The sequence below is a fragment of the Betaproteobacteria bacterium genome (assembly GCA_016720925.1).
Lineage (GTDB): Bacteria > Pseudomonadota > Gammaproteobacteria > Burkholderiales > Usitatibacteraceae > UKL13-2.
This window is the reverse complement of record JADKJR010000003.1, coordinates 16,111-38,862: the sequence shown is the minus strand read 5'-3', so window position 1 is coordinate 38,862 and position 22,752 is coordinate 16,111. Positions and strand designations below refer to the sequence as shown.

General features: G+C 57.7%; 20 protein-coding genes. 11 read left to right on the top strand and 9 right to left on the bottom strand.

The genetic code is table 11. The features are described 5' to 3' along the window. Positions 1 to 65 precede the first annotated feature (65 nt). A complete protein-coding gene (locus IPP88_04300; GenBank protein MBL0121966.1) occupies positions 66 to 878 on the top strand; it encodes an ABC transporter ATP-binding protein in 813 nt (270 codons plus the stop codon). After that, on the top strand, positions 875 to 1,681 hold the full coding sequence (locus IPP88_04295; GenBank protein MBL0121965.1) for an ABC transporter permease: 807 nt from the start codon (positions 875 to 877) through the stop codon (positions 1,679 to 1,681). Before IPP88_04300 ends, IPP88_04295 begins: the two co-directional genes overlap by 4 nt. A 117-nt stretch (positions 1,682 to 1,798) precedes the next feature. Here the strand turns inward: IPP88_04295 and ntrC are convergent, their stop codons facing one another. The 4 genes from ntrC to glnA all read right to left on the bottom strand — a co-directional run bounded on the left by ntrC (position 1,799) and on the right by glnA (position 6,919). Beyond that, positions 1,799 to 3,205, bottom strand: a complete 1,407-nt coding sequence (gene ntrC / locus IPP88_04290) for a nitrogen regulation protein NR(I) (GenBank protein ID MBL0121964.1) — start codon at positions 3,203 to 3,205, stop codon at positions 1,799 to 1,801. Between the two features lie 10 nt (positions 3,206 to 3,215). Next, positions 3,216 to 4,340: a PAS domain-containing protein gene (locus IPP88_04285; protein MBL0121963.1), complete on the bottom strand. Its 1,125-nt coding sequence runs from the start codon at positions 4,338 to 4,340 to the stop codon at positions 3,216 to 3,218. 319 nt (positions 4,341 to 4,659) lie between these two features. Continuing rightward, positions 4,660 to 5,265, bottom strand: a complete 606-nt coding sequence (locus IPP88_04280) for a DUF4124 domain-containing protein (protein MBL0121962.1) — start codon at positions 5,263 to 5,265, stop codon at positions 4,660 to 4,662. A 244-nt stretch (positions 5,266 to 5,509) separates the two neighbouring features. Beyond that, positions 5,510 to 6,919 (bottom strand): type I glutamate--ammonia ligase, encoded by a 1,410-nt coding sequence (glnA, locus tag IPP88_04275; protein MBL0121961.1) that lies wholly within the window; start codon positions 6,917 to 6,919, stop codon positions 5,510 to 5,512. A 382-nt stretch (positions 6,920 to 7,301) separates the two neighbouring features. Here glnA and aroE point away from each other — a divergent pair, with 382 nt between their 5' ends. The 3 genes from aroE to IPP88_04260 are packed head-to-tail and all read left to right on the top strand — an operon-like array spanning position 7,302 to position 9,182. Then, positions 7,302 to 8,114: a shikimate dehydrogenase gene (gene aroE / locus IPP88_04270; GenBank protein ID MBL0121960.1), complete on the top strand. Its 813-nt coding sequence runs from the start codon at positions 7,302 to 7,304 to the stop codon at positions 8,112 to 8,114. Further along, positions 8,111 to 8,809 (top strand): monofunctional biosynthetic peptidoglycan transglycosylase, encoded by a 699-nt coding sequence (mtgA, locus tag IPP88_04265; protein MBL0121959.1) that lies wholly within the window; start codon positions 8,111 to 8,113, stop codon positions 8,807 to 8,809. Before aroE ends, mtgA begins: the two co-directional genes overlap by 4 nt. After that, a complete protein-coding gene (locus IPP88_04260) occupies positions 8,793 to 9,182 on the top strand; it encodes a hypothetical protein (protein ID MBL0121958.1) in 390 nt (129 codons plus the stop codon). Before mtgA ends, IPP88_04260 begins: the two co-directional genes overlap by 17 nt. A gap of 246 nt (positions 9,183 to 9,428) precedes the next feature. On the opposite strand, the gene IPP88_04255 is transcribed toward IPP88_04260, so the two are convergent. Beyond that, a complete protein-coding gene (locus IPP88_04255) occupies positions 9,429 to 9,836 on the bottom strand; it encodes a histone H1-like repetitive region-containing protein (GenBank protein ID MBL0121957.1) in 408 nt (135 codons plus the stop codon). Positions 9,837 to 10,314: 478 nt separating this feature from the next. Continuing rightward, a complete protein-coding gene (lysA, locus tag IPP88_04250; GenBank protein MBL0121956.1) occupies positions 10,315 to 11,589 on the bottom strand; it encodes a diaminopimelate decarboxylase in 1,275 nt (424 codons plus the stop codon). A gap of 168 nt (positions 11,590 to 11,757) precedes the next feature. Here lysA and cyaY point away from each other — a divergent pair, with 168 nt between their 5' ends. Together cyaY and IPP88_04240 are read left to right on the top strand one after the other, a co-directional pair. Then, on the top strand, positions 11,758 to 12,093 hold the full coding sequence (cyaY, locus tag IPP88_04245; protein ID MBL0121955.1) for an iron donor protein CyaY: 336 nt from the start codon (positions 11,758 to 11,760) through the stop codon (positions 12,091 to 12,093). A gap of 290 nt (positions 12,094 to 12,383) precedes the next feature. Beyond that, positions 12,384 to 12,983 carry a MarR family transcriptional regulator gene (locus IPP88_04240; protein ID MBL0121954.1) on the top strand — a complete coding sequence of 200 codons (600 nt, stop codon included), beginning with the start codon at positions 12,384 to 12,386 and terminating at the stop codon, positions 12,981 to 12,983. 193 nt (positions 12,984 to 13,176) lie between these two features. On the opposite strand, the gene argH is transcribed toward IPP88_04240, so the two are convergent. Then, complete coding sequence (gene argH / locus IPP88_04235; protein MBL0121953.1) at positions 13,177 to 14,601, bottom strand: argininosuccinate lyase; 1,425 nt, start codon at positions 14,599 to 14,601, stop codon at positions 13,177 to 13,179. Positions 14,602 to 14,717: 116 nt separating this feature from the next. Here argH and IPP88_04230 point away from each other — a divergent pair, with 116 nt between their 5' ends. Beyond that, positions 14,718 to 15,713, top strand: coding sequence for a histidine kinase (locus IPP88_04230; protein MBL0121952.1), 996 nt, complete (start codon positions 14,718 to 14,720; stop codon positions 15,711 to 15,713). 3 nt (positions 15,714 to 15,716) lie between these two features. Then, the gene (locus IPP88_04225) at positions 15,717 to 16,502 is read left to right on the top strand and encodes a response regulator transcription factor (GenBank protein MBL0121951.1); all 786 of its coding nucleotides are present in this window, start codon (positions 15,717 to 15,719) and stop codon (positions 16,500 to 16,502) included. Positions 16,503 to 16,536: 34 nt separating this feature from the next. Here the strand turns inward: IPP88_04225 and IPP88_04220 are convergent, their stop codons facing one another. Beyond that, complete coding sequence (locus IPP88_04220; protein MBL0121950.1) at positions 16,537 to 18,903, bottom strand: RNA-binding transcriptional accessory protein; 2,367 nt, start codon at positions 18,901 to 18,903, stop codon at positions 16,537 to 16,539. A 159-nt stretch (positions 18,904 to 19,062) separates the two neighbouring features. Between IPP88_04220 and cysK the strand changes: the two genes are divergently transcribed. Both cysK and IPP88_04210 read left to right on the top strand, forming a co-directional pair. Beyond that, positions 19,063 to 19,980 carry a cysteine synthase A gene (cysK, locus tag IPP88_04215; GenBank protein ID MBL0121949.1) on the top strand — a complete coding sequence of 306 codons (918 nt, stop codon included), beginning with the start codon at positions 19,063 to 19,065 and terminating at the stop codon, positions 19,978 to 19,980. A 526-nt stretch (positions 19,981 to 20,506) separates the two neighbouring features. After that, positions 20,507 to 22,105 (top strand): ABC transporter substrate-binding protein, encoded by a 1,599-nt coding sequence (locus tag IPP88_04210; protein ID MBL0121948.1) that lies wholly within the window; start codon positions 20,507 to 20,509, stop codon positions 22,103 to 22,105. A gap of 33 nt (positions 22,106 to 22,138) precedes the next feature. Here IPP88_04210 and IPP88_04205 read toward each other — a convergent pair whose 3' ends face one another. Further along, positions 22,139 to 22,678 (bottom strand): flavin reductase family protein, encoded by a 540-nt coding sequence (locus tag IPP88_04205; GenBank protein MBL0121947.1) that lies wholly within the window; start codon positions 22,676 to 22,678, stop codon positions 22,139 to 22,141. Positions 22,679 to 22,752: the final 74 nt, after the last annotated feature.

The window sequence follows — 22,752 nt, the reverse complement described above, 5'->3', positions numbered from 1 at the left end:
CATGCGGATCGCCCGCGAGACGGCTGCCCCCTGCATGGGGCATGCGCGACCTGCAAGGTTGACGAATGATTCCCGCGCTATCCTTCGACAAGATCACTGTCACCTTCTCCGGCAAATCCGGTGGCCCCGGCTACTGCGCGGTGAAGGACACCACGCTCAACATCGCCGACGGCGAATTCGTCTCGGTTGTCGGCCCGACCGGCTGCGGCAAATCGACATTGCTCAATATCGGCGCAGGCTTGCTGAAGGCATCAAGCGGCGTCGTGAAAGTGTTTGGTGAACCGCTGGTCGGCTTGAACGCGAGGGCGGGCTACATGTTTCAGGCCGAGTCGCTGATGCCGTGGCGCTCGGCGCTGGACAATGTCACGGCCGGATTGCAGTTTCGCGGCATTGACGCGGTGCAGGCGGCACGCCAAGGTGAAGAATGGCTGGAGCGCGTCGGTCTCGCCGGCTTCGGCAATCGCTATCCACACGAACTCTCCGGCGGCATGCGCAAACGCTGCGCCCTCGCGCAGATGCTGATCCTCGATCCGAAAATCATGCTGATGGATGAACCCTTTTCCGCGCTCGATATCCAGACCCGGCAATTGATGGAAAACGAACTGCTGGAGCTCTGGAGCGCCAACAAAAAGTCGGTGCTGTTTATCACCCATGATCTGGAAGAGGCGATTTCCCTGTCCGACAGAGTAATCGTGCTCGCGGCGGGTCCCGCCACGCATCCGATCGGCGAATTCAAAATCGATCTGCCACGTCCGCGCGATGTGGCGGAGATTCGCATGACCCCGCATTTCCTTGAGCTGCACGAGAAGATCTGGCATGCGATGAAGGCTGAAGTATTGAAGGGATACGCGCAGACACGGAACAAGGTGGTGGTGTGAAAAAAGTCCCCATCTGGCTCTGGCAAATCGGTCTGCTCATCGCTATATTCGCCATCTGGCATCTTCTCACCGTGCCCGGCCTCATCCCGCCGATTTTTTTTGACAATGAAAACAAGGCGTCTTTTTTCTTCGGCGAGCCACTGAAGATTTTCAGTGCAATCTACGTCTGGTTCACCGAAGGCGAAATCTACGTGCATCTGTGGGTGACGCTGCAGGAGACCGCGCTCGCATTCATCATCGGTACGCTACTCGGCCTCGGCATCGGACTGTGGCTGGGGTTATCGAACACGGCGTCGGCCATACTCGACCCTTACATCAAAGCCATGAACGCCATGCCGCGCGTGATCCTCGCGCCGATCTTCATGGTCTGGTTCGGGCTCGGCATCTGGTCAAAGGTGGCACTCGGCGTGACGCTGGTGTTCTTCATTGTCTTCTTCAACGTCTATCAGGGCGTGAAGGAAGTCTCGCCGGTGGTGCTGAATAACGCACGCATGCTCGGCGCCAACGCATCGCAACTACTGCGCTATGTGTACATGCCGTCGGCGACCTCGTGGGTTTTCTCCAGTCTGCACACGTCCGTCGGCATGGCGTTTGTGGGTGCGGTGGTGGGCGAATATCTGGGCAGCGCCAAAGGCGTGGGCTACCTCATTCATCAGGCCGAGGGCTCTTTTGATATCAACACCGTGTTCGCCGGGATTCTGGTGCTGACGATGTTTGCGCTATTGCTGGATTACGTTGTGACGGTGGCGGAAAACAAGTTGCTCAAGTGGCGACCGCAGCAGGCGGAAACGGAGACGACGTAATTCAAGAGACGCAACGGATTTCCCAGCACACGAGCACGAAGATCGTCATTCGGCGCGCCTCGCCAAACGGAGTTGACCGGACAGTCGCACCGGTGCATGCGTTTATCAAGCGGCCAGTTACTCCGGCGCAGCCTCCAGCCCCAGTTCCTGAATCTTCCGCGTCAGCGTATTCCTTCCAATCCCCAACAACGTGGCCGCTTCAATTCGCCGGCCGCCCGTGTGCTCAAGTGCCTTGGCAATCAGCGCCGCTTCAAACGCCCGATTCAAGCCGTCAAAGATACCCTTCTCGCCACGCCCCAGCGACGCGGTGACTTCGCGTTCCAGCGCGCGCTTCCAGTTGCTGTCGAATGCCGCCGGTTTTTCTCCGCCGTTTGTGCCACGCACGTCGGGGGGCAAATCGGCCACTTCCACCATCTGTGCCGGTGCCATGACGGTGATCCAGTGGCAGAGATTTTCGAGCTGGCGCACATTGCCGGGAAAGTCCTGCTGCGCGAGGAAATTGAGCGCATTCTCGGTGAGCCGCTTGGGATCGACGCTGAGATCGCGCGCGCTCTTGGCGAGGAAGTGCCTGGCCAGCAGCGGAATGTCATCGCGACGCTCGCGCAGTGACGGCAGGCGCAGGCGAATAACGTTTAGCCGGTGATACAGGTCTTCGCGGAACAAGCCCTGTTTGACGCGCTGGTCTAGGTCCTGATGGGTGGCGGCGATCACGCGCACATTGGCGGTGATGGGCGTGTGGCCGCCGACGCGATAGAACTGGCCGTCGGACAATACGCGCAGCAATCGCGTCTGCAAATCCGGCGGCATGTCGCCGATCTCATCCAGGAATAGCGTGCCGCCATCGGCCTGCTCAAAGCGGCCGCGGCGCATGGTGGCTGCACCGGTGAATGCGCCACGTTCGTGACCGAACAACTCGCTCTCCAGCAAGTCCTTCGGAATCGCAGCCGTGTTGATGGCAATAAACGGCTTGGTGGCGCGCGGACTATGGCGATGCAAGGCATGCGCAACCAGTTCCTTGCCGGTGCCGGACTCGCCGGTGATCAGCACCGTTGCATGTGACTGTGACAGGCGGCCGATGGCGCGAAACACTTCCTGCATGGTTGGCGCGGAGCCGAGAATTTCCGGCGCGTCGGCGGCGATTTCTTCCTCGGGAACCTCGCGCATCGATTCATCCAGCGCACGCCGAATCAACTCCACCGCATGATCGACGTCGAATGGTTTCGGCAGATACTCGAACGCGCCGCCCTGGAAAGCGGCCACTGCACTTTCAAGATCCGAATAGGCCGTCATGATGATGATCGGAATGGTGGGCAGTTGGGCTTTCAGTTGCTGCATGAAATCCAGTCCGGAGGCGCCCGGCATGCGGATATCGCTGATCACCACCTGTGGCGGGCCCTTTGGCAAGGCATCCAGGGCGTCCTGCGCGGCTGCAAATGACTGGTAGCCGATTCCCTCCCGAGTCAGGGCTTTTTCGATGACCCAGCGTATCGATTTGTCGTCGTCAATTATCCAGACAGGCCGCATGAATCAGCTTTCAATGTGAGTGTGAATGAGGGTTGAAGGATTGGCTTTCGCGCACCGGCAGCAATACTGAAAAGCAGGTGTTGCCCGGCGCGCTCTCGAATTCGATGATGCCGTGATGCTGGCTGACAAAATTTTGCGCCAGCGACAAGCCGAGCCCAGTGCCGCCATCGCGACCTGACACTAGCGGAAAAAATATCTTGTCTTGCAACGTCGCAGGCACGCCCGGGCCGTTGTCGATAATCTGCACCTGGATGGCGTGACGGTAGCGCTGCTTGGCGAGTGTGACCTGGCGGGCGATGCGCGTGACCAGCCGGATCTGCCCGCGCCCATGCATCGCCTGCGCGGCGTTTCGGGTGATATTGAGCAAGGCCTGGATCAGCGGCTCCTTGTCGGCAATGAACTCCGGCAGGCTGGTATCGTAATCACGTATCACCGTCACGCCCGACGGAAATTCCGCCAGCACCAGGGAGCGCACCCTTTCCAGTACCTCATGAATATTCAGCCGCGCCATTTGCGGCAGGCGGTGCGGTGTCAGCAGCCGGTCCATCAGCGTGTGCAGGCGATCTGCCTCATTGACGATGACTTGCGTGTATTCCTTGAGGTCAGCCTCATTGGCCAGACCCTTCAATTCGCGCTCCAGCAGTTGTGCCGAGCCGCGGATGCCGCCCAGCGGATTCTTGATTTCATGGGCGAGATTGCGGATCAACTCGCGATTCAGTTCCTGACGCTCAAGAATCTTGGCCTCGCGTGCAATCTTGATCTGCTGATCGAGGGCGTGAAATTCCAGCACCACCCGCTCGCCATCCACGGGCGACGCGACACACGACGAATGCAGGGTATGCATGGTGGCGGACTCAAGTGTCAGCTCATTTTCATTGAAGCCCGCATCGTTTTTCACCACCTGGTCTAGCATGGCGAACAGCGCACGATTGCCGGCATGTCCCGCCGTAAACAGCCGCGCGAATGGCTGGCCAGTGGCGTTCTTCAGGCTGAATGCAAACAGGTTTTCGGCGGCGGGATTGGCGTACATCAGCACAAATGACCGGTTGATGATGACTACAGCAGTCGAGAGCAAGTCCAGACCGGCGTAGGTGGCATGGGAAGGATGGGGGGAAGGGTTCTGGTATTTCGGCATCGATTCGTCTTAGTCAAAAAGCAATTTCTGCGCCACACATCTCGCGCGGCATGAGTTGCAGCATAAACCTGAATGCACTGGCAAAAAAAAACGCCGGAAGTTCTTCACTTCCGGCGTTCAAGGTATCGATCGGCAACCCGATCGAAAGGAGACGTAAGTTCCCGAGCGCTATTTCAGCGCATTTAACTGCTCGCGAAGGGACTGCAAGTGGTTTTCGTGCATGGCGACCTGATCCTGCAGATTGCGCACACGCTCAAAATGACGTTCGATTTCGGCACGCTTTTCGGGATCGACCAGTGGCTTCTGGGGAGCGACCGCGTCAGATGTGGCAACGAACGAGGCACGCATCGCGCGAACATCGTTCGACGCTTTTTGTTCTTCCTCCCAGTTTCGATCTGGCCGCAGCCAGCAACTGCTCTTCGGTCTGCAATTCACCTTCCAGCAGACGACGCCTCGTATCCGCGCGACGTTGCTCGGTCAATCGATTAATGGTTTCAAGCGAGGCCAAGACAGTATTGTCTGGCGCAGGTGCGACGGGTTTCGCAAGGGCCAACTGTGCCTGATTGCTCAATGGAAAAACGGAAGCTACCTGAACAACCGGTTTGACGGGTTGTATTGCCGGTGTGGATTTGGCGGCAGGTGTTGGCGCGATAGCCCGGGAGACGACTTGCGCATTGGCAGGGTTAAGGGATCCGCTGGGCGTGGAAGGAATCACGGTCAGCGGTTCCAGTTCGACTCGCGCACCGCCTTTGATCGGTGCATTCGCGTACGTTACGCGGCCATTCTCGTCGATGTGTTTGAAGATGATGGTTTCGGCACGTGGCGCGCTTGCATTGGCGATCGCACTTGGCTGCGCATGGCCGATTGCCGGCACGAGCCACAACGGGCACAAACAAAAACAAACGATTTTCGCGGGTCGATCCATGGTCATTCGCCGATGCTGGAAATCGCTTTGACGGGTCTTCCAGCATACGACTCGGAAAATTCTTTTTCAACTCAAGGAGTTGTGGAAATCACATGCGCCGGACACTATGGGTAGTTCCGGGGACAAAAAAGCGTCCATTTATTGGCGTCAGCGGTACTTTTTCGCAAACTGAAACGTTGCGTCGAACAAATCAAAAAGGGCGGTGCAGTTGCCCGCGCCGCCCTTTCCCGCGATGCCTGAAAACTTATGAGGAATAGTACATATCGAATTCGAGCGGGTGGGTTGTCATGCGGAAACGCGTGACATCCTGCATCTTGAGTTCGATATACGCATCGATCATTTCGTTGGAGAACACTCCGCCTCGGGTGAGGAACTCGCGATCCTTATCCAGATATTCCAGCGCCTGATCCAGCGAGGAACAAACGGTTGGGATCTTTGCATCCTCTTCCGGCGGCAGGTCATACAGGTTCTTGTCGGCCGGATCGCCTGGGTGGATTTTGTTCTGGATGCCATCAAGACCGGCCATCATCATTGCCGCGAAGGCGAGATACGGGTTTGCGGTGGGATCTGGAAAGCGCACTTCGATGCGACGTGCTTTGTCCGACTGTACATATGGCACACGAATGGACGCAGAACGGTTACGGGCGGAGTACGCCAGTTTCACCGGTGCTTCGAAGCCCGGCACCAGGCGCTTGTACGAGTTGGTGCCCGGGTTGGTGATCGCGTTCAGCGCGCGTGCATGCTTGATGATGCCGCCGATGTAATACAGCGCGAGTTCAGAAAGGCCTGCGTAACCATTGCCGGCGAACAGGTTCTTGCCGTTTTTCCAGATCGACTGATGAACGTGCATGCCGGAACCGTTGTCGCCGACGACCGGCTTCGGCATAAAGGTCGCGGTTTTTCCATAGCTGTGCGCGACATTATGGATTACATATTTCATGCGCTGATTCCAGTCGGCGCGCTTCACCAGCGTTTCAAACTTGGTGCCAATCTCGCATTGGCCAGGGGCCGCCACTTCGTGGTGATGCACTTCAACTTCGACACCGACATCTTCCAATGCCAGGCACATAGCGGAACGCATGTCCTGAAAAGAATCGACTGGGGGCACGGGGAAATATCCGCCCTTGACCGGGGGACGATGACCGAGATTGCCGCCTTCGAATTTGGTGCCGGTCGACCAGGGGGCTTCTTCAGAGTAGATCTTCACGGCGCTGCCGGACATGTCGACATTCCACTCAACGGCGTCGAAAATGAAGAATTCCGGTTCAGGTCCGAAATAAGCAACGTCGCCGATGCCGCTCGATTTCAAATACGCTTCGGCGCGGCGGGCGAGTGAGCGCGGGTCGCGGTCGTAGCCCTTGCCGGTCGATGGTTCGATGACGTCACAGGAAAGCACCAGCGTTGATTCGTCGAAAAAGGGGTCAATGAATGCCGAATCCGGATCGGGCATCAGAATCATGTCCGACGCTTCAATGCCCTTCCAGCCAGCGATGGAAGAACCGTCGAATGCATGCCCCTCGGTAAACTTATCTTCGCCAAAAGCTTTGGCTGGAACGGTTACATGCTGTTCCTTACCCTTGGTATCGGTGAAACGAAAGTCCACAAACTTGACCTCGTTGTCCTTTGCCATTTTCAATACATCTGCCACTGCCATGATTTTCTCCTGAGTTGAAACGAAAATGAGCCTAAATGCGTACAGAAATGCGAAACGACTATTCTATTGATCCGGCACGATGATGTCTTCTCTCATCGAACCGAGGTTCTTACCCTTTCCTGCCAGAAGGATGGGGGTTATGCTGAAACCGGCATAAGAAGATTTCGTGCCGATTCAACCATCAGAAACATAAATAGCAGAAAACATGCCACCTCAAAGAACTCAGTAAGCCATTGAATTATTTTCTGAAAATCACAACTGACGCGACCGGCCGCACCGTGATGGGGCATAACTGTAAATTGCGCACCACTTTAGTGCAAAGAGAGGCGACGACAGATGGGATCAACCGGATGACATTTTTTTAAATTGAACATATAAGTATATGACAGACCGCTACGCCGTAATCGGCCACCCCGTTGCACATTCCCGATCACCTGAAATTCACGCGGCTTTTGCGCGTCAGACCGGACAGGTGATGAGCTATGAACGTATGCTCGCGCCGCTTGACGGATTTCAAGCCACAATTGAAACGTTCAGGACCGGTGGGGGTTGCGGCGCGAACGTTACCCTGCCATTCAAGATGGAGGCGTATCAATATGCGAACGAGTTGACACCGCGCGCGCGGCAAGCCGCTGCCGTCAACACGCTGAAGTTTCAGGGCGCCCAAATACTGGGTGACAACACTGACGGCGTAGGGCTATGCAGGGACATAATAGACAATCTGAATGTGCCGCTTGTCGATGCGCGCATCCTGGTGGTTGGTGCGGGCGGTGCGGCGCACGGCGTGATTGGACCATTGCTTTCTGCCAGGCCACAAATGGTCGCAATCACCAACCGCACATTTTCCAAGGCCGTCGAGCTTGCAGACTATTTTTCTGATCTTGGCCCGATTGCCGCAATTTCAGCCGGCGACCTGCATGTGCAGAAGTTCGACATCATCATTAACGCCACCTCCGCGAGCCTCGCCGGCAGCGTGCCAATGGTAGTAGCGTCGATTTTCAAACCAGGCGCCTTGGCCTACGACATGATGTACGGAAAAGGCCAGACACCATTCATGGCGTTGGCTGAAAGTGAGGGTGCGAGGACCGCTGATGGCCTCGGCATGTTGGTGGAGCAGGCGGCCGAAGCGTTTTTTTTATGGCGAGGCGTGCGCCCGGCAACGGCCGTGGTCATCGCGCAAATGCGTGGCGCATGATCCGGAAGTTCTTCAGCTATTTCGCCGCGCTGGCCGGGGTCGTCCTTATCATCTTCGTCGCGTACCAGGGCTATGTACTGGTGAAACTCTGGTGGTGGAATGACCACAATCCGTCATCAACTGCGTTCATGGAGGCCCGTCTCGGCGTCATGCAACAGAAAAATCCTGCGGCGAAACTGCAAAATCAGTGGGTACCCTACTCGAAGATCTCCAACAATCTGAAACGTGCAATTCTGGTGGCCGAAGACGACAAGTTCGTTGATCATGAAGGTTTCGATTGGGAAGGCATGCAAAAGGCACTGGAGAAGAATCAGAAAAAAGGAAGAGTAGTGGCCGGTGGATCAACCATCTCACAGCAACTCGCAAAGAACCTGTTCCTGTCCGGCGAACGCAGCCTGATTCGCAAAGGCGAAGAAGCTATCATCACCTACATGATGGAATGGATGATGGATAAGGAACGGATCCTAGAGATATATTTGAATGTCATCGAATGGGGCGACGGTGTGTTTGGCGTGGAAGCCGCCGCACGCCACTATTTTGGTGTTGGCGCCGCTCAACTGTCGCCCGAGCAGTCCGCCAAACTTGCGGCAATGGTGCCGCGCCCACGTTTCTACGACCACAACCGCAACGCGCCGTGGCTGCAGAAGAAAACCCAGATCATCCTTGAACGTATGCCGCGTGCGCAGTTACCCTGACGCGATGGAGATCTTCAACTGGCTATTTTTTGGACCCGCAAAACTGATCGCGCTGTGGCCTTATGCAGGTGTAGTCATTGCCGGCGCACTGATCACCCTGCAGGTGTGGCTGATCTGGCGGGCGCAAAAAACCTTCGACATCGGGTTCTTCCGTGAAGCGCCGGTGTTTGCCGGTTTGCTTTGGATTATCTTCAATGCCTTCGAATTGCAAATGTCCGCTGTTACCGCGCTCAGCAAAAAGCCGGAAAGCGGAATGCTACGACTTGATTTGATCGTCCTGGTGCCGATTCTATATGTGCTGACTGTCGCCGCCGTGTTGTCGCTGGCGAAGCAGCTACATGCGCGGGTCGATCAGCGCGATCACGATGCATGAACGGCAGGCACCCCGCATTGGTCGGGACTAAATACCAGGCGCGTAACCGGACGCAGAAAAGCGCGCGGGTCTAGCGGCAGGGCCGATCATGCCGCGGACGCGGAATGTTACGCGGGCGGGATGAAGAGCGTTTGTGAGGATGTGTGGACATGGTATTGAATAATCCGATCCGGCGGGGTGGCACGGCAAAGTAAGTACACCATTGCCAAACCAACCCGCAGGACCGGAATCCTTCTGCCTTACCGCTTAGCCCATTGGCTTGATGAGCGGGGTGATCACCGGGGTGACCATTGGGGCTGGCTTTGCGGCCATTGGTTTTGCAGCAGCTTTCTTCTTGGGCGCAGCCTTTTTCTTGGCTGGCTTTTTCTTTGCGGCAGGCTTTTTAGCAGCAGGTTTCTTGGCTGCTTTCTTGGCCGCCGGTTTCTTGGCTACCTTCTTTTTCGCAGCGGGTTTCTTCGCAGCTTTTTTAGCAGCAGGCTTCTTTGCGGCTTTTTTAGCGGCGGGTTTCTTCGCGGCGGGTTTCTTTGCGGCTTTCTTAGCAGCGGGTTTCTTTGCTGCCGGCTTCTTTACTGCTTTTTTAGCAGCGGGTTTCTTTGCTGCCGGCTTTTTAGCAGCGGGTTTCTTTGCTGCCGGCTTTTTCTTGGCTGTTGCCATGGTGTAACTCCTTTCGATGGTTGGACCGAATTGCTTTATTAGCAGGCGGCGGTGTTTTGCCAACCTACCAAGCATCAGTTCTGTCGAACGATTGAGTTATGGCTAACTGCAGCAGACAAACTTCAGTAGCAGAGCAACCTCACTCAACCCGGTCACGTCAGCACACTAAAAACAAAAAATGAAACAAGTGAGCTTCTACAACACGGGCACTTGGTGAAACGGATTCTATTACAGAAGTTTTTTTGAACACCAGTTTTAGTACGTGTCAAGAGCGATTATTTGCACACGCGATTTGTGCATTAGTATCGCCTCGATACCAATGGCATTTGGATTGCGCGCCTTGCACGCGATTTTGCGGATCACCAACTCGATTGACACCGGCATTGAGGTGATCGGCAACCGGCATCCGCCGCATCACGCAAGGGGTAATACGCACAAAAAGCTGGTGCCACAATCGCATTAAACGAAACCTGATGCGTCAGATATCTTCTCCGGCGACCAGCGTCTCGAATGTTTCACGCGCGCGCACTTGCCGCATAGTGGCGCCGGTGATCATCACCTCGGGAGCGCGTGGCCGCGAGTTGTAATTTGAAGCCATCACAAAGCTGTATGCGCCCGCGGACAGAATCGCCAGAAGGTCACCCTCCACCGCTTGTAGTGAGCGTTCGTGGGCGAGCACGTCGGTGCTCTCGCAGATTGGGCCGACGACGTCGTAGACCCGCTCGGGGGCATTGCTGGCTTGCGCCGCAACAACCTCGTGATAAGCCTGATAAAGCGGTGGACGAATCAGATCGTTCATGGCGGCATCGACCACCAGGAAATTCTTTGCCTCGGTGGGCTTGACGTATTCCACACGCGTGAGCAACACGCCTGCGTTGCCGACCAGCATGCGCCCGGGCTCAAGCAGCAACTCCACGTCGCGATCACCCAGGCTCGCCTGCAATGCCTGGGCATAGTCATCGAGCGATATGGTTGCCTCATCCTTGTACGTGATGCCGATGCCGCCACCCGGACAGATGTGGTGAACGGGAATCCCCTCGTCCTTGAGCAGATCCGCCAGCGCAACGATTCGGCTCATCGCCTCGCGCAATGGCGCATCGTCCGTCAGTTGAGAGCCAATGTGACAATCGACACCTGCAATGTCGATATGCGCGAGCGAAGCGGCCTTTCGATACACCGCCATCGCGCGATCGAATGCCACGCCAAACTTGTTGTTCTTGAGTCCGGTAGAAATATAAGGATGGGTCCTGGCGTCGACATCCGGATTGACGCGCAGGCTGATTTTCGCGCGCTTGCCCAGCGCGGCAGCCACCGCATTCAGCCTTTCCAGCTCCGGCTCACTCTCGATATTGAAGCACTTGATGCCCGCCTCCAGCGCCATCCGCATTTCTGACGCGGACTTGCCGAGACCGGAGAACACCACCTTGCGCGCGTCGCCGCCAGCCTTCAGTACACGCTGTAACTCGCCGCCCGAGACGATATCGAATCCCGCCCCCAATCGTGCAAACAGATTCAAGACGGCGAGATTGGAGTTGGCCTTCACCGCATAACAAATGAGATACGGCCGCTCACCGCGCGCCGCTTTCATGGCGCTGTCGAGTAGCCGGAATGCACCGGTCAACGCGGATTCCGAATAGACAAAGCACGGCGTGCCAAAGCGTTCGGCGACGGCGGTCAGCGGGACATTCTCCATCATCAATTCGCCTGAAGGCAGCGCGCGCGAAACCCCAAAATTTGAGAGGGGCACGGTCATGATGTGCTCGCAACAGTCTGGGTCTTGGGAGTATCGGGCGGCAATTTGAGCGGGCCCTTTTGTCCGCACGCGGCGGCGCCAAGGCATACGAGCAAAGCGAATAGAATGAGAGGAGAGCGGCGCATGAGAGGTCGTGATCAGTAGAGTTGAAAGGATGGTATCACGGGTATGAACAGCCCTATTCGTCTGGAAGAAAGCGACTTTCACGAGCGCGTTGATGACGTTTTGACCTCGATCGAAAACTCGCTCGAGTCGGCGGACGCCGATATCGACAGTGACATCAACTCGGGCATCCTCACGCTCGAATTCGCCAACCGCAGCAAGGTGATCGTCAATCGGCAGGCGCCAACGCGCGAGATCTGGGTCGCCGCAAAATCCGGCGGCTTCCATTTCTTTTTCGACGGCGCGGTTTGGCGCGATACGCGCAGCAATGAATCGCTCGAATCACTCCTGTCACGCGTGATTTCCGAGCAGAGTGGCGATGTGATGCCAATCACACTTTGATGAAGAATGGAACAGGCGCAGTACCAATTACGCGAACAAACGTCAGACTTGAAAATTATCCTGCCCCAGTTTAGTATCGCCTCAACACCAAAAAAACTTGGTTGAAAATCAGCCTGATGCAGTATCGAGTCGAAACTATTATTTGTACGCGGCCCGCCAAGGCAATAGAAATGGACAGCATGAACCTTGATATCAATCGACATCGCCAAAGGCGCCGCGGGCGGTTCTCAGACGGGAACGAAAGTGGCGCCGCGGCAAAATTACCTCGCGAACTTCCCTGATCAATCAAAATGGATAAGAGCCCGCAAGTACTCCTCGAACTGGTCGAACGCCTCGGCAACCTGATGCGCGCCGAGTTCCGCCGCGCCGGATCAGACGAGCAACTGCAACCTGTCCACGTTCATGCCCTGGTGTACCTGGCCCGCGCGAACCGATACTCGAATACGCCCCAGGCAATGGCAGAATACCTCGGCCTCACTAAAGGCACCATGTCGCAAAGTCTGCTGTTGCTGGATCGCCGTGGGCTGATCGAGCGCTATCAAGACGATCTCGACCGGCGGGTGGTGCGCTTGAGGCTCTCCGCTTCAGGTGATCAGTTTCTCGCTGAAGTCCAGCCGCAGCTCGCCTGGCAGCAAGCCACACGCAACATCAGCCCCAACCGCATCCGCAATGCCGTGTCGGCACTTCGGGAGACACTGACAACCTTTCAGGCGGACAACGAAGGGCAGCCATTTGGCGCGTGTCATGGTTGCCGGCATTTTGAAAGATTGTCCGCGCGGGCCTACCGGTGCGGGTTGATGGGGGATCGCCTTTCCGGGCCGGAGACCAGGCGTATTTGCTGGTTGTACGAAGAGAAAGGATCCGGGGTCGAGGAGGAGGACGAGGAATAGCGCGCCATCTGTATATGGCGTCTCCCAGATGCGCGTTGCTCCGAGTCGAAGCGAATCCAGGATATTGCAACTGGCAGGCCGGGCGAGATTTTTGGGTTCGAATGCCGGGCGCAGTCGGGCGGCTACCCGGTTTTCCTGCTTCGCTGGGAAAGGTGGCAGAGCGACCCGATAACCGACGCCGCTGAAAAATCGCTTATGCCAACCGCTTCCTTGCCCGCTCCACCGCCAACCTCACCTGCGCCGGTGCCGTCCCGCCAACATGATTCCGGCTCGCCACCGACCCTTCGGGCGACAGCACCAAATACACATCCTCGCTCACCAGCGCGGAATATCCGCGCAGCGTATCCAAGGGAAGCTCTGCCAAATCCTTGCCCAACTTCTCGGCATCCCGCACCGCCCGCGCCACCACTTCATGTGCATCGCGGAAGGCCAGCCCCTTCTTGACGAGATAATCCGCGAGATCCGTCGCCGTGGCGAAACCCCGCAGCACGGCAGCCCGCATCCGCTCCGGCCTGACCTCGATCGCCGCCGCCAGATCTGCCATGATGGTCAGCGAATCTCGCACGGTATCGACCGTATCGAACAACGGCTCCTTGTCTTCCTGGTTATCCTTGTTGTAGGCCAGTGGCTGACCTTTCATAAGCGTCAGGAGCGCAACCAGGTGTCCATTTACCCGCCCGGTTTTGCCCCGAATAAGTTCCGGCACGTCGGGGTTCTTCTTCTGCGGCATGATGGAGCTGGAGTAGCAGAACCGATCTGGCAGGTTGATAAAGCCGACGCTTTGGCTCATCCAGATGATCAGTTCTTCCGAAAAGCGCGAGAGGTGCGTCATCACCAGCGCGGCGGCGGAAACGAATTCGATGGCGAAATCGCGGTCGGACACGGCATCCAGCGAGTTCTCGCAGACGCCATCGAAGCCCAATTCCTTGGCCACGAATTCGCGGTCGATCGGGTAGCTGGTTCCGGCCAGCGCGGCCGCGCCTAGCGGCAGGCGATTCACCCGCTTGCGACAATCGCTCATTCTCGCTTCATCGCGCGCGAGCATTTCCACGTACGCCATTAGGTGATGTCCGAAGGTCACCGGCTGGGCCACCTGCAGATGTGTAAAGCCGGGCATGATGGTGTCAGCATGTTTTTCCGCCAAACCGACCAGCGCCCGTTGCGTCGCGCGCAGCAGTGCAACAAGGCCGTCAATCTCGACGCGCAGCCACAGGCGAATATCAGTGGCGATCTGGTCATTGCGGGAGCGACCGGTATGCAGGCGCTTGCCGGCATCACCGATGGCCGCGATCAGCCGTGACTCGATATTCATGTGCACGTCTTCGAGATCGACGCGCCACTCGAACTTCCCCGCTTGAATCTCGGCCTCAATGGCGGCCATCCCGCGCTCGATGTCAAACAGGTCTTGCGCCGTGATCACCCCCTGTTTCGCGAGCATTTTGGCGTGGGCCAGCGAGCCCAGGATGTCGACTGCAGCCAAGCGCTGGTCGAAAGTGACGGACGCGGTGAAACGTTTGACGAGTTCGCTGACCGGCTCGGAAAAGCGGCCGGAAAAGTGCCCGGATGAGGAACCGGATGAATGGATTGCAGCGGATAATGGGTCGTTTTTTTCTGACATGTGGCGTTGTCTTTATGCGGGTTTATCGCTCACAATCGAGCCATGGTGAGTACAAAGTGAGTATAAAGCATCCCTCCAATGGCCCTCCTTCGGGGTTTTCCGCCACGCCCGCAAACCTGATGCCGGCGGCGCGGCTGCCGAATTTCTGCAATCTCGGCATCATGTTGCGCTTGTTGATTATCGTGAACCTGCTCAGCATTGCCGCCGCGGTGGTACGCAGCAACGGACGTGACGGCTGGGAGCAATTCCTGATGATTTCGGCAGTCGCGCAGCCGGTGATTATTCTCTCGCTGCTGGCATTCTGTGCGCTCCGACAACCACTGAACAAACTCACGTACTGGCGCGGCGTCGCGGCCATTTTTGCCCTGGAAGCCTTGATCGGCGGAGGGTTCTGGTTTTTGCTGGAGTCCATGCTGCCGTTTTCCCAGCCGATTGCGCTCTGGCAATACGTGTTCTTTTTTGCTTTCGCAACCGCTGTGGTGCTGCTGTATTTCGATCTGCGCGCGCGTTCGCTGTCGCCGGCGTTGACGGAGGCACGGTTGCAGGCGCTGCAGGCCCGTATCCGCCCACACTTTCTGTTCAATACCATCAATGCAGTGCTGTCGCTGATCCGCGCCGAGCCCAAGCGCGCCGAGCGCATGCTCGAAGACCTGTCGGACCTGTTCCGCGTGCTGATGGCGGACAACCGTAAACTGGTGCCGCTTGCCGATGAAATCACGCTGTGCCGGAAATATCTCGAGATCGAACACATCCGTCTGGGCGACCGGTTGATCGCCACCTGGCACATCGACGACCTGCCCAAGGGCGCGATGGTGCCACCGCTGATTCTGCAACCACTGGTGGAAAACGCCGTTTATCACGGCATTGAGCCACTTGAAGGCATCGGTGAAGTCGTCATCGATATTGAGCGCACGGGCAAACAATTTCTCATCCGCCTCACCAATCCATACGCCAGCGGTTCCACCCACGTTACCGGCAATCGCATGGCGATCAATAACATCCGCGAACGCCTGCAATTGCACTTCGATGCCGAAGCCAGCCTGAAAGCCGACGTGATCAAGGACAAGTACGTGGTCACCATCGTCATGCCCGTGGAAAAACTGGAGGATTAGCAAATGCCAGCCGCCCGAATCCTGATTGTCGATGACGAGGCGCCCGCGCGACGCCGCCTGCGGGATCTGCTCGATGATTGCCGAGAACAGTTCCCATTGGTGATCGCCGATGAAGCCGCGAACGGCGTGGAAGCCATCGACATCATCAACCGGGGTGGCATAGAAATTGTATTGACCGATATCCGCATGCCGGCCATGGACGGGCTGGAGGTCGCGCGGCACGTCGCCAAACTCGACACGCCACCCAAGCTGATCTTCACCACCGCCTACGACGAATACGCGGTGAAGGCCTTCGAACTCAATGCCATTGACTACCTGTTAAAGCCGATCCGCCAGGAACGGCTGCTGATGGCGCTGACCAAGGCGGTCGCCATTCGGCCCGCGCTGGCGGATGCCGTCGCCGAGGCCGCGCAATCCCGGCGCAAGCATTTGTCGATTCATGAACGCGGTCGAATCGTGCTGGTGCCGATAGACGACATTCTTTATCTGAAGGCGGAACTGAAATACGTGACCGTGCGCACCGCGCAGAAGGAATATCTGCTGGAAGAATCGCTGACGCGGCTGGAGGAGGAATTTCCCGGGATGTTCACGCGCTTGCATCGCAATACGCTGGTGACCACCTCCGCAGTGACAGGGTTTGAAAAGGTTGCCGGCGGTGGCGGTGGCGATGACGATGACAGCGACGGTGGTAATAGCCCGGGTGGCGTGCACTGGGTGGCGGTGATTCGCGGTGTGCCGGAAAAATTGCCGGTGAGCAGGCGGCAGCAGTACGTGGTCAAGGAGTTTTGATTAGTACAAGGTATCGACACACCACATCGGCGCCTCAGGCACGCTCTTTCAACTTCGCAAACGCCGCTGCCATCGTCCCGCCCGTCGGTGCCGAGGTCGAGGTCGCCATTTGACGCGGGTTTCCAGCCGTTTTCGCCCTGGAATCCGCACCCGTGCTTGAGTTTGTCCCTCTTTCCCTCGGCGCCGCGGTATCGTTCAGCCGCATGGTTAGCGCAATCCGCTTGCGCTTCTCATCAACTTCCATCACCTTCACCTTGACCACGTCGCCCGCCTTCACCACATCGCGCGGGTCTTTCACGTATTTCTCGGCGAGCGCGGAGATATGCACCAGCCCATCCTGATGCACGCCGATATCCACGAACGCGCCGAACGCAGCGACATTGGTAATCACGCCCTCAAGGATCATCCCGGGCTGCAGGTCGCGCAGTTGTTCCACGCCGTCCTGAAACGTCGCCGTCTTGAATTCGGGGCGGGGATCGCGACCGGGTTTTTCCAGCTCTTTCAGGATATCGGCCACAGTTGGCAGACCGAAGCGATCATCAGCGTATTTCTCAGCGTGGAGCGATTTCAGCAGCTTGCCGTCGCCCATCACCGCCTTCACGTCTTTCCGAATGTCGGCGAGGATTTTTTCGACCAGGGGATAGGCTTCCGGATGAACCGATGAGGCATCGAGCGGATTGTCGCCGTCGCGGATGCGCAGGAATCCCGCCGCCTGCTCGAAGGCCTTGTCACCCAGACGCGGCACCGTTTTCAGTGCTGCGCGCGATTTGAATGCGCCGTGGGCATTGCGATGTGCGACGATATTCGCGGCCACTGAACTGCTGAGTCCCGATACCCGCGCCAGCAACGCGGCGGACGCGGTATTGACGTCCACGCCCACGGCGTTCACGCAATCTTCCACCACCGCCTCCAGCGAGCGCGCCAGCTGCGATTGGTTGACGTCGTGCTGGTATTGGCCGACGCCGATCGATTTCGGGTCGATCTTCACCAATTCCGCGAGTGGATCCTGCAATCGCCGCGCAATCGATACCGCGCCGCGCAACGATACATCCATGTCCGGCAATTCCTTCGACGCAAACTCGGACGCTGAATACACCGAGGCACCGGCTTCCGAGACCACAATCTTGGTCATCTTCTGTTCCGGCAGAAGCTTGATGAGGTCCGCCGCCAGTTTGTCGGTCTCGCGAGAGGCAGTCCCGTTGCCGATCGAAATCAGATCGACATGATGCTTTTTCGCCAGCGCTGTCAGCGTGTGCAAGGTGCCATCCCAATCGCGGCGCGGCTCGTGCGGGTACACGGTCGCGGTCTCCAGCACTTGCCCGGTGTGATCCACTACCGCGATCTTGCAACCAGTGCGAATGCCCGGGTCGATGCCCATTGTGGCGCGCGGCCCGGCGGGCGCGGCCAGTAGCAGGTCTTTCAGGTTGCTTGCGAAGACATGGATCGCGTCGCGCTCTGCTTTCTCGCGCAGGCTGCCCATCAATTCGGTTTCCATGTGCAGCGAAATCTTGATGCGCCAGGTCCAGCGCACGACTTCCGTCAGCCATTTGTCGGCCGGGCGGTTCTTGTTGATGATCTTGCCGTGACCGGCGATCATGTCTTCGCAGGCGTTGAACGGTGAACTCCAGGTGGGCTTTTCTTCGCCCGCTTCCGAATCCAGTATCAGCTTCGAGGTCAGGAAGCCTTCGTTGCGGCCACGGAAGATCGCCAGCGCGCGATGCGAGGGAATCGTCTTCCAGGTTTCGCTGTAATTGAAATAGTCCGCGAACTTGGCGCCCGCTTCCTGCTGTCCTTCAATCACGCCCGATTCCACCACGCTGTGCACTGACAAGTAATCGCGCACGCGTGCCAGCAAGCCCGCGTCCTCGGCAAAGCGTTCCATCAGGATTTGTTTCGCACCTTCCAGTGCGGTTTTGACATCCGGCACGACCGTATCTTTCTCATCCGGCTTGACTGGCTCCGCGCGCAGATACTTTTGCGCCTCGTCTTCCGGCACCAGCATTGGATTGGCGAGCAGCGCATCTGCCAGCGGCTCAAGCCCCGCTTCCCGGGCAATCATCGCCTTAGTGCGACGCTTCGGTTTGTACGGCAGATACAAGTCTTCCAGCGTGGTCTTGTCTTCCGCGGCGCTGATGCGCGTCTTCAATTCATCGGTAAGTTTGCCCTGCGATTCGATGCTCTCCAGTATCGCTACGCGCCGCTCTTCCAGTTCACGCAAATAACGCAGCCGGTCTTCCAGCAAGCGCAGTTGAATGTCGTCGAGGCCGCCGGTGGCTTCCTTGCGATAGCGGGCAATGAACGGCACCGTCGCGCCTTCGTCCAGGAGGGCGATCGCCGCAGCCACCTGCTGTGGTTTCGCGGAAAGTTCAGTAGCAAGGCGGGATTGAATCGAAGGCAGCATGCGATACCAAGTCAGATTGAAAATGAAGGGCGAATTCTACGCCAATGCGCCAGGCCAGTGCATAACGCTAACGCATACAACATGCCAATTCGTACTTTGCGCGCTCGAACGAATTCCGTCAGACTGCTTAGTTCCCAACTGATGTTTCCGGAGGTCCGCATGAAAGCTCAATCCATCCTCGACACGATCGGCGACACGCCGCACATTCGCATTAACCGCCTGTTTGGCAACACCCATCAGGTCTGGATCAAATCCGAGCGCGGCAATCCGGGCGGATCGATCAAGGATCGCATTGCGCTCGCGATGATCGAGGACGCCGAAAAATCCGGCGTGCTCAAATCGGGAGGTGTCATCATCGAGCCGACATCGGGGAACACCGGCATCGGGCTAGCCATGGTGGCGGCCGTTAAGGGATACAAACTCGTGCTGGTGATGCCTGACAGCATGTCCATTGAGCGCCGCCGGCTGATGCTGGCATACGGCGCCAGCTTCGAACTGACGCCGCGCGAAAAAGGCATGAAGGGCGCAATCGCCCGCGCGCAGGAACTCGCGGCGGCCACGCCGGGTGCGTGGATTCCCCAGCAGTTTGAGAATCCCGCCAATATTGAAGTGCATGCCCGTACCACCGCGCAGGAAATCATCGCTGATTTTTCGGCGGGTGTGGACGTGTTGATCACCGGCGTCGGTACCGGCGGCCATATCACCGGCTGCGCAAGGGTACTGAAGGCGAAGTGGCCGAAGCTAAAGGTGTACGCAGTGGAACCGACCGCCTCTCCCGTGATATCCGGCGGGCAACCCTCGCCGCATCCGATTCAGGGTATTGGCGCCGGTTTTATTCCGAAAAATCTCGACACGTCCTTGCTCGACGGTGTCATTCAGGTGGATGCGGAACCCGCGCGCGAGATGGCGCGCCGCGCCGCGCGCGAAGAGGGCACGCTGGTGGGCATTTCCTCAGGCGCGACACTGGCCGCCATCGCGCAAAAACTCCCCGAGATTCCCGCCGGTGCGACGGTGCTGGGATTCAATTACGATACGGGTGAGCGCTATTTGTCCATCGAAGGGTTTTTGCCGGTGTGATTCAACCGGTCGCCTTGGTCAACGAGTGCAGAACGCCATTTGGCGACGCGTTCGGAGCGAAAATGCCTGGCGAGCCGCGCCGGCGCTAGAGTATAGGCAATAATGCGATCGGGAATACGCCGACCCGAAACCCCTTTCAAAATGAAGACCCCACTATTCATATCCGCGATTTGTCTTGTTCTCGCTGCCTGTCAAAGCGTTCCAGAATTGCCAGCGCGCGGATCGGGCACCGATTCTGGCGCGCCACTTCATGTCACACCCGTTCGAGGGCCAGCGCCGCCGCCAGCTGTGTATCGAGGCGAAACCTGTTTCGCGCAAAGCACCCGTGCGTGTGAAGGATGCTCGGTGACTTGTCCGTCAAACCGGCAAGCCACGTGCAATCAAGGCAAAGATGCCGAGCCCGTCACTGGAGCCAACGCGCCGCCCGTATGTGCCAAGCAGCCCGTCTGCCGATGTGAATAACCGTCCTTGGCAAACCGGGCGTGCGTTACCATCGGGGCAATCGCTTAACCCGGTCGACTCCCAAATGTCCAAGCCCACCATTTTCCGACGTGCCGCGTGTGTCTCGGCATTCCTGGTTGTCGCAAGTATTACCATCTGCGTAAACGCCAAGACCCTGCGTTATGCCACCCAGGACGAGCCACAAACACTCGATCCGCATTCTGCCAGCCTCGCCGTTACCACCCGCTTCCTGTCCAATGTTTACGAGCCGCTGGTCGGTCGCGACAAGGATTTCAAGCTCGTCCCCTGGCTCGCGGAATCGTGGTCGCAGCGTGATGCCCTGACTTGGAGATTCAAGTTGCGGCCGAACGTGAAATTTCACGATGGCTCACCATTTGCGGCTGATGACGTGGTGTTCTCGCTGGAGCGGGTACTGTCGCCGAATTCGCAAATGAAATCCACTGTGCAGGGTGTCGCGCTGGCAAAAAAGATCGATGCACTCACGGTCGACCTGATCATGAAGGAATCGAATCCGGTATTGCTGAATCACCTGTTCAGCTTCCGCATCATGAACAAGGCGTGGGCTATCAAGAACAATTCGCGCTACCCGCAGAATTATCGCGACAAGGAAGACACTTTTTCCTCTCGCAATGCCAATGGCACCGGGCCGTTCATGATCAAGGAGCGCCAGACCGATGTTCGCACCGTGCTGGTCGCCAACCCGCACTGGTGGAATAATGCCAGCCCGGAAAGAGGCAACGTCACCGAAGTGATCCTGCTGCCGATAAAATCGAACGCCACGCGCGCCGCCGCACTACTTTCCGGCGAAGTGGATTTTGTGAACGACCCGCCCCCGCAGGATATCGCCCGTCTCAAATCCGGGGCCGACGTGAAGGTCGTCGAAAGTCCCGAGCAGCGCGTGCAGTACCTGGTGTTCGATGTCCATCGCGACGAGCTGTTGTACTCAAGCGTGAAGAAGAAAAACCCGTTCAAGGATGTACGCGTCCGCCGTGCCATTGCTCACGCTATCGACGTCGAGGCAATCCGTGTCAAGGTGATGCGCAAACTCTCTTTGCCGATCGGTTCCCTCGTCACCTCGACCGAGCAAGGCTATTCGAAGGACGCTGATGTCCGCTTGTCACTGGATCGCGAGAAAGCCAAGGCGCTGCTGGCCGATGCCGGTTACCCGAACGGATTCGATATCACGCTGGATTGCGGCAACAACCAGCCCGCCGCCGACATTTGCCAGGCGATTCCGCCGATGCTCGCGCAGATCGGCATCAAGGTCACACCGAATATCGTCCCCACCACCAATTATTTCAGCAAATTGCAGCGGCTCGACACCAGCTTTTACCTGCTGAGCTGGGGCACGCCGACGGCGGATGCGATTTCAAGTTTGCAGTTCACGCTGCATACCCCGCGCGCCGATAGCAGTGGCGACGGTGACGGCAATTATGGCCGCTACACCGACGCCCGATTCGACGCGCTGGTCGACAAGGCTAAGATCGAAAACGACCTTGTGAAACGCGATACGCTGATCCGCGATGCCCTGCTGATCCTGAAAAATGATCTTCCCATCGTGCCGCTGCATCAATCGATCATCCCGTGGGCAATGCGCAAGAATGTGACGGCGGTTTTCCCGCCAAACAGCGTGCCGTATTTTTTCCGGTTCCGGGTGGATTAGCTGGACAGGGATAACGTCACAAAGCGTCGCGGGCTATTTCATCCGGGACGGCAACTTGACGGTCTCGCCCGCGACCATGAATGCGCCCTTGCCGCGATGGTGAATGGTGCGCGGATCTTTGTGCGATGGGTCGATCCAGGCCTTCAACACTTCCAGGATGAAGAAGTTGTATTTGTTGATCAGCTTCCCGTCGACAATCTTGCACTCGAGGTTGGCCTGACATTCATCGATGAGCGGCGCCTTCACGCATGCGGCCGCCGCCGGTGTCAAACCGAAGCGGCTGAACTTGTCGACGGTTCTGCCCGACGTATTCCCGCAGCCGACAACTTGTTTGGCGAGTTCCACCGTCGGAATGTTGATCACGCATTCCCGGCTCGACTTGAGGAGCTCAAACGAATAATTGCGGTTGCTTATCACGCAGCCCACCAGCGGCGGCTCGAAATCGAGCATCGTGTGCCACGACATGGTCATGATGTTTGCCTCGCCTTTTCTAGCCGTGGTGACCAGCACGACCGGGCCGGGTTCAAGAAGGCCGTAGACCTTCGACAAGGGGTACGATTTCTTTTTGCTCATGGCGGGTTTCCTTTTCATCAATGCACCAATCATGCGCCTGTCCTGAGCCTGCCGACGGACCCACCCTGCGACGG

What these genes read in the sequence shown, in the direction of transcription:
- cyaY (MBL0121955.1), top strand. Translation starts at nt 11,758, where the DNA reads ATGAACAGCCCTATTCGTCTGGAAGAAAGCGACTTTCACGAGCGCGTT.
- IPP88_04280 (MBL0121962.1), bottom strand. Translation starts at nt 5,265, where the DNA reads ATGGATCGACCCGCGAAAATCGTTTGTTTTTGTTTGTGCCCGTTGTGG.
- IPP88_04255 (MBL0121957.1), bottom strand. Translation starts at nt 9,836, where the DNA reads ATGGCAACAGCCAAGAAAAAGCCGGCAGCAAAGAAACCCGCTGCTAAA.
- IPP88_04210 (MBL0121948.1), top strand. Translation starts at nt 20,507, where the DNA reads ATGTCCAAGCCCACCATTTTCCGACGTGCCGCGTGTGTCTCGGCATTC.
- IPP88_04225 (MBL0121951.1), top strand. Translation starts at nt 15,717, where the DNA reads ATGCCAGCCGCCCGAATCCTGATTGTCGATGACGAGGCGCCCGCGCGA.
- IPP88_04205 (MBL0121947.1), bottom strand. Translation starts at nt 22,678, where the DNA reads ATGAGCAAAAAGAAATCGTACCCCTTGTCGAAGGTCTACGGCCTTCTT.
- IPP88_04240 (MBL0121954.1), top strand. Translation starts at nt 12,384, where the DNA reads ATGGATAAGAGCCCGCAAGTACTCCTCGAACTGGTCGAACGCCTCGGC.
- lysA (MBL0121956.1), bottom strand. Translation starts at nt 11,589, where the DNA reads ATGACCGTGCCCCTCTCAAATTTTGGGGTTTCGCGCGCGCTGCCTTCA.
- aroE (MBL0121960.1), top strand. Translation starts at nt 7,302, where the DNA reads ATGACAGACCGCTACGCCGTAATCGGCCACCCCGTTGCACATTCCCGA.
- mtgA (MBL0121959.1), top strand. Translation starts at nt 8,111, where the DNA reads ATGATCCGGAAGTTCTTCAGCTATTTCGCCGCGCTGGCCGGGGTCGTC.
- IPP88_04300 (MBL0121966.1), top strand. Translation starts at nt 66, where the DNA reads ATGATTCCCGCGCTATCCTTCGACAAGATCACTGTCACCTTCTCCGGC.
- glnA (MBL0121961.1), bottom strand. Translation starts at nt 6,919, where the DNA reads ATGGCAGTGGCAGATGTATTGAAAATGGCAAAGGACAACGAGGTCAAG.
- IPP88_04285 (MBL0121963.1), bottom strand. Translation starts at nt 4,340, where the DNA reads ATGCCGAAATACCAGAACCCTTCCCCCCATCCTTCCCATGCCACCTAC.
- cysK (MBL0121949.1), top strand. Translation starts at nt 19,063, where the DNA reads ATGAAAGCTCAATCCATCCTCGACACGATCGGCGACACGCCGCACATT.
- IPP88_04220 (MBL0121950.1), bottom strand. Translation starts at nt 18,903, where the DNA reads ATGCTGCCTTCGATTCAATCCCGCCTTGCTACTGAACTTTCCGCGAAA.
- ntrC (MBL0121964.1), bottom strand. Translation starts at nt 3,205, where the DNA reads ATGCGGCCTGTCTGGATAATTGACGACGACAAATCGATACGCTGGGTC.
- argH (MBL0121953.1), bottom strand. Translation starts at nt 14,601, where the DNA reads ATGTCAGAAAAAAACGACCCATTATCCGCTGCAATCCATTCATCCGGT.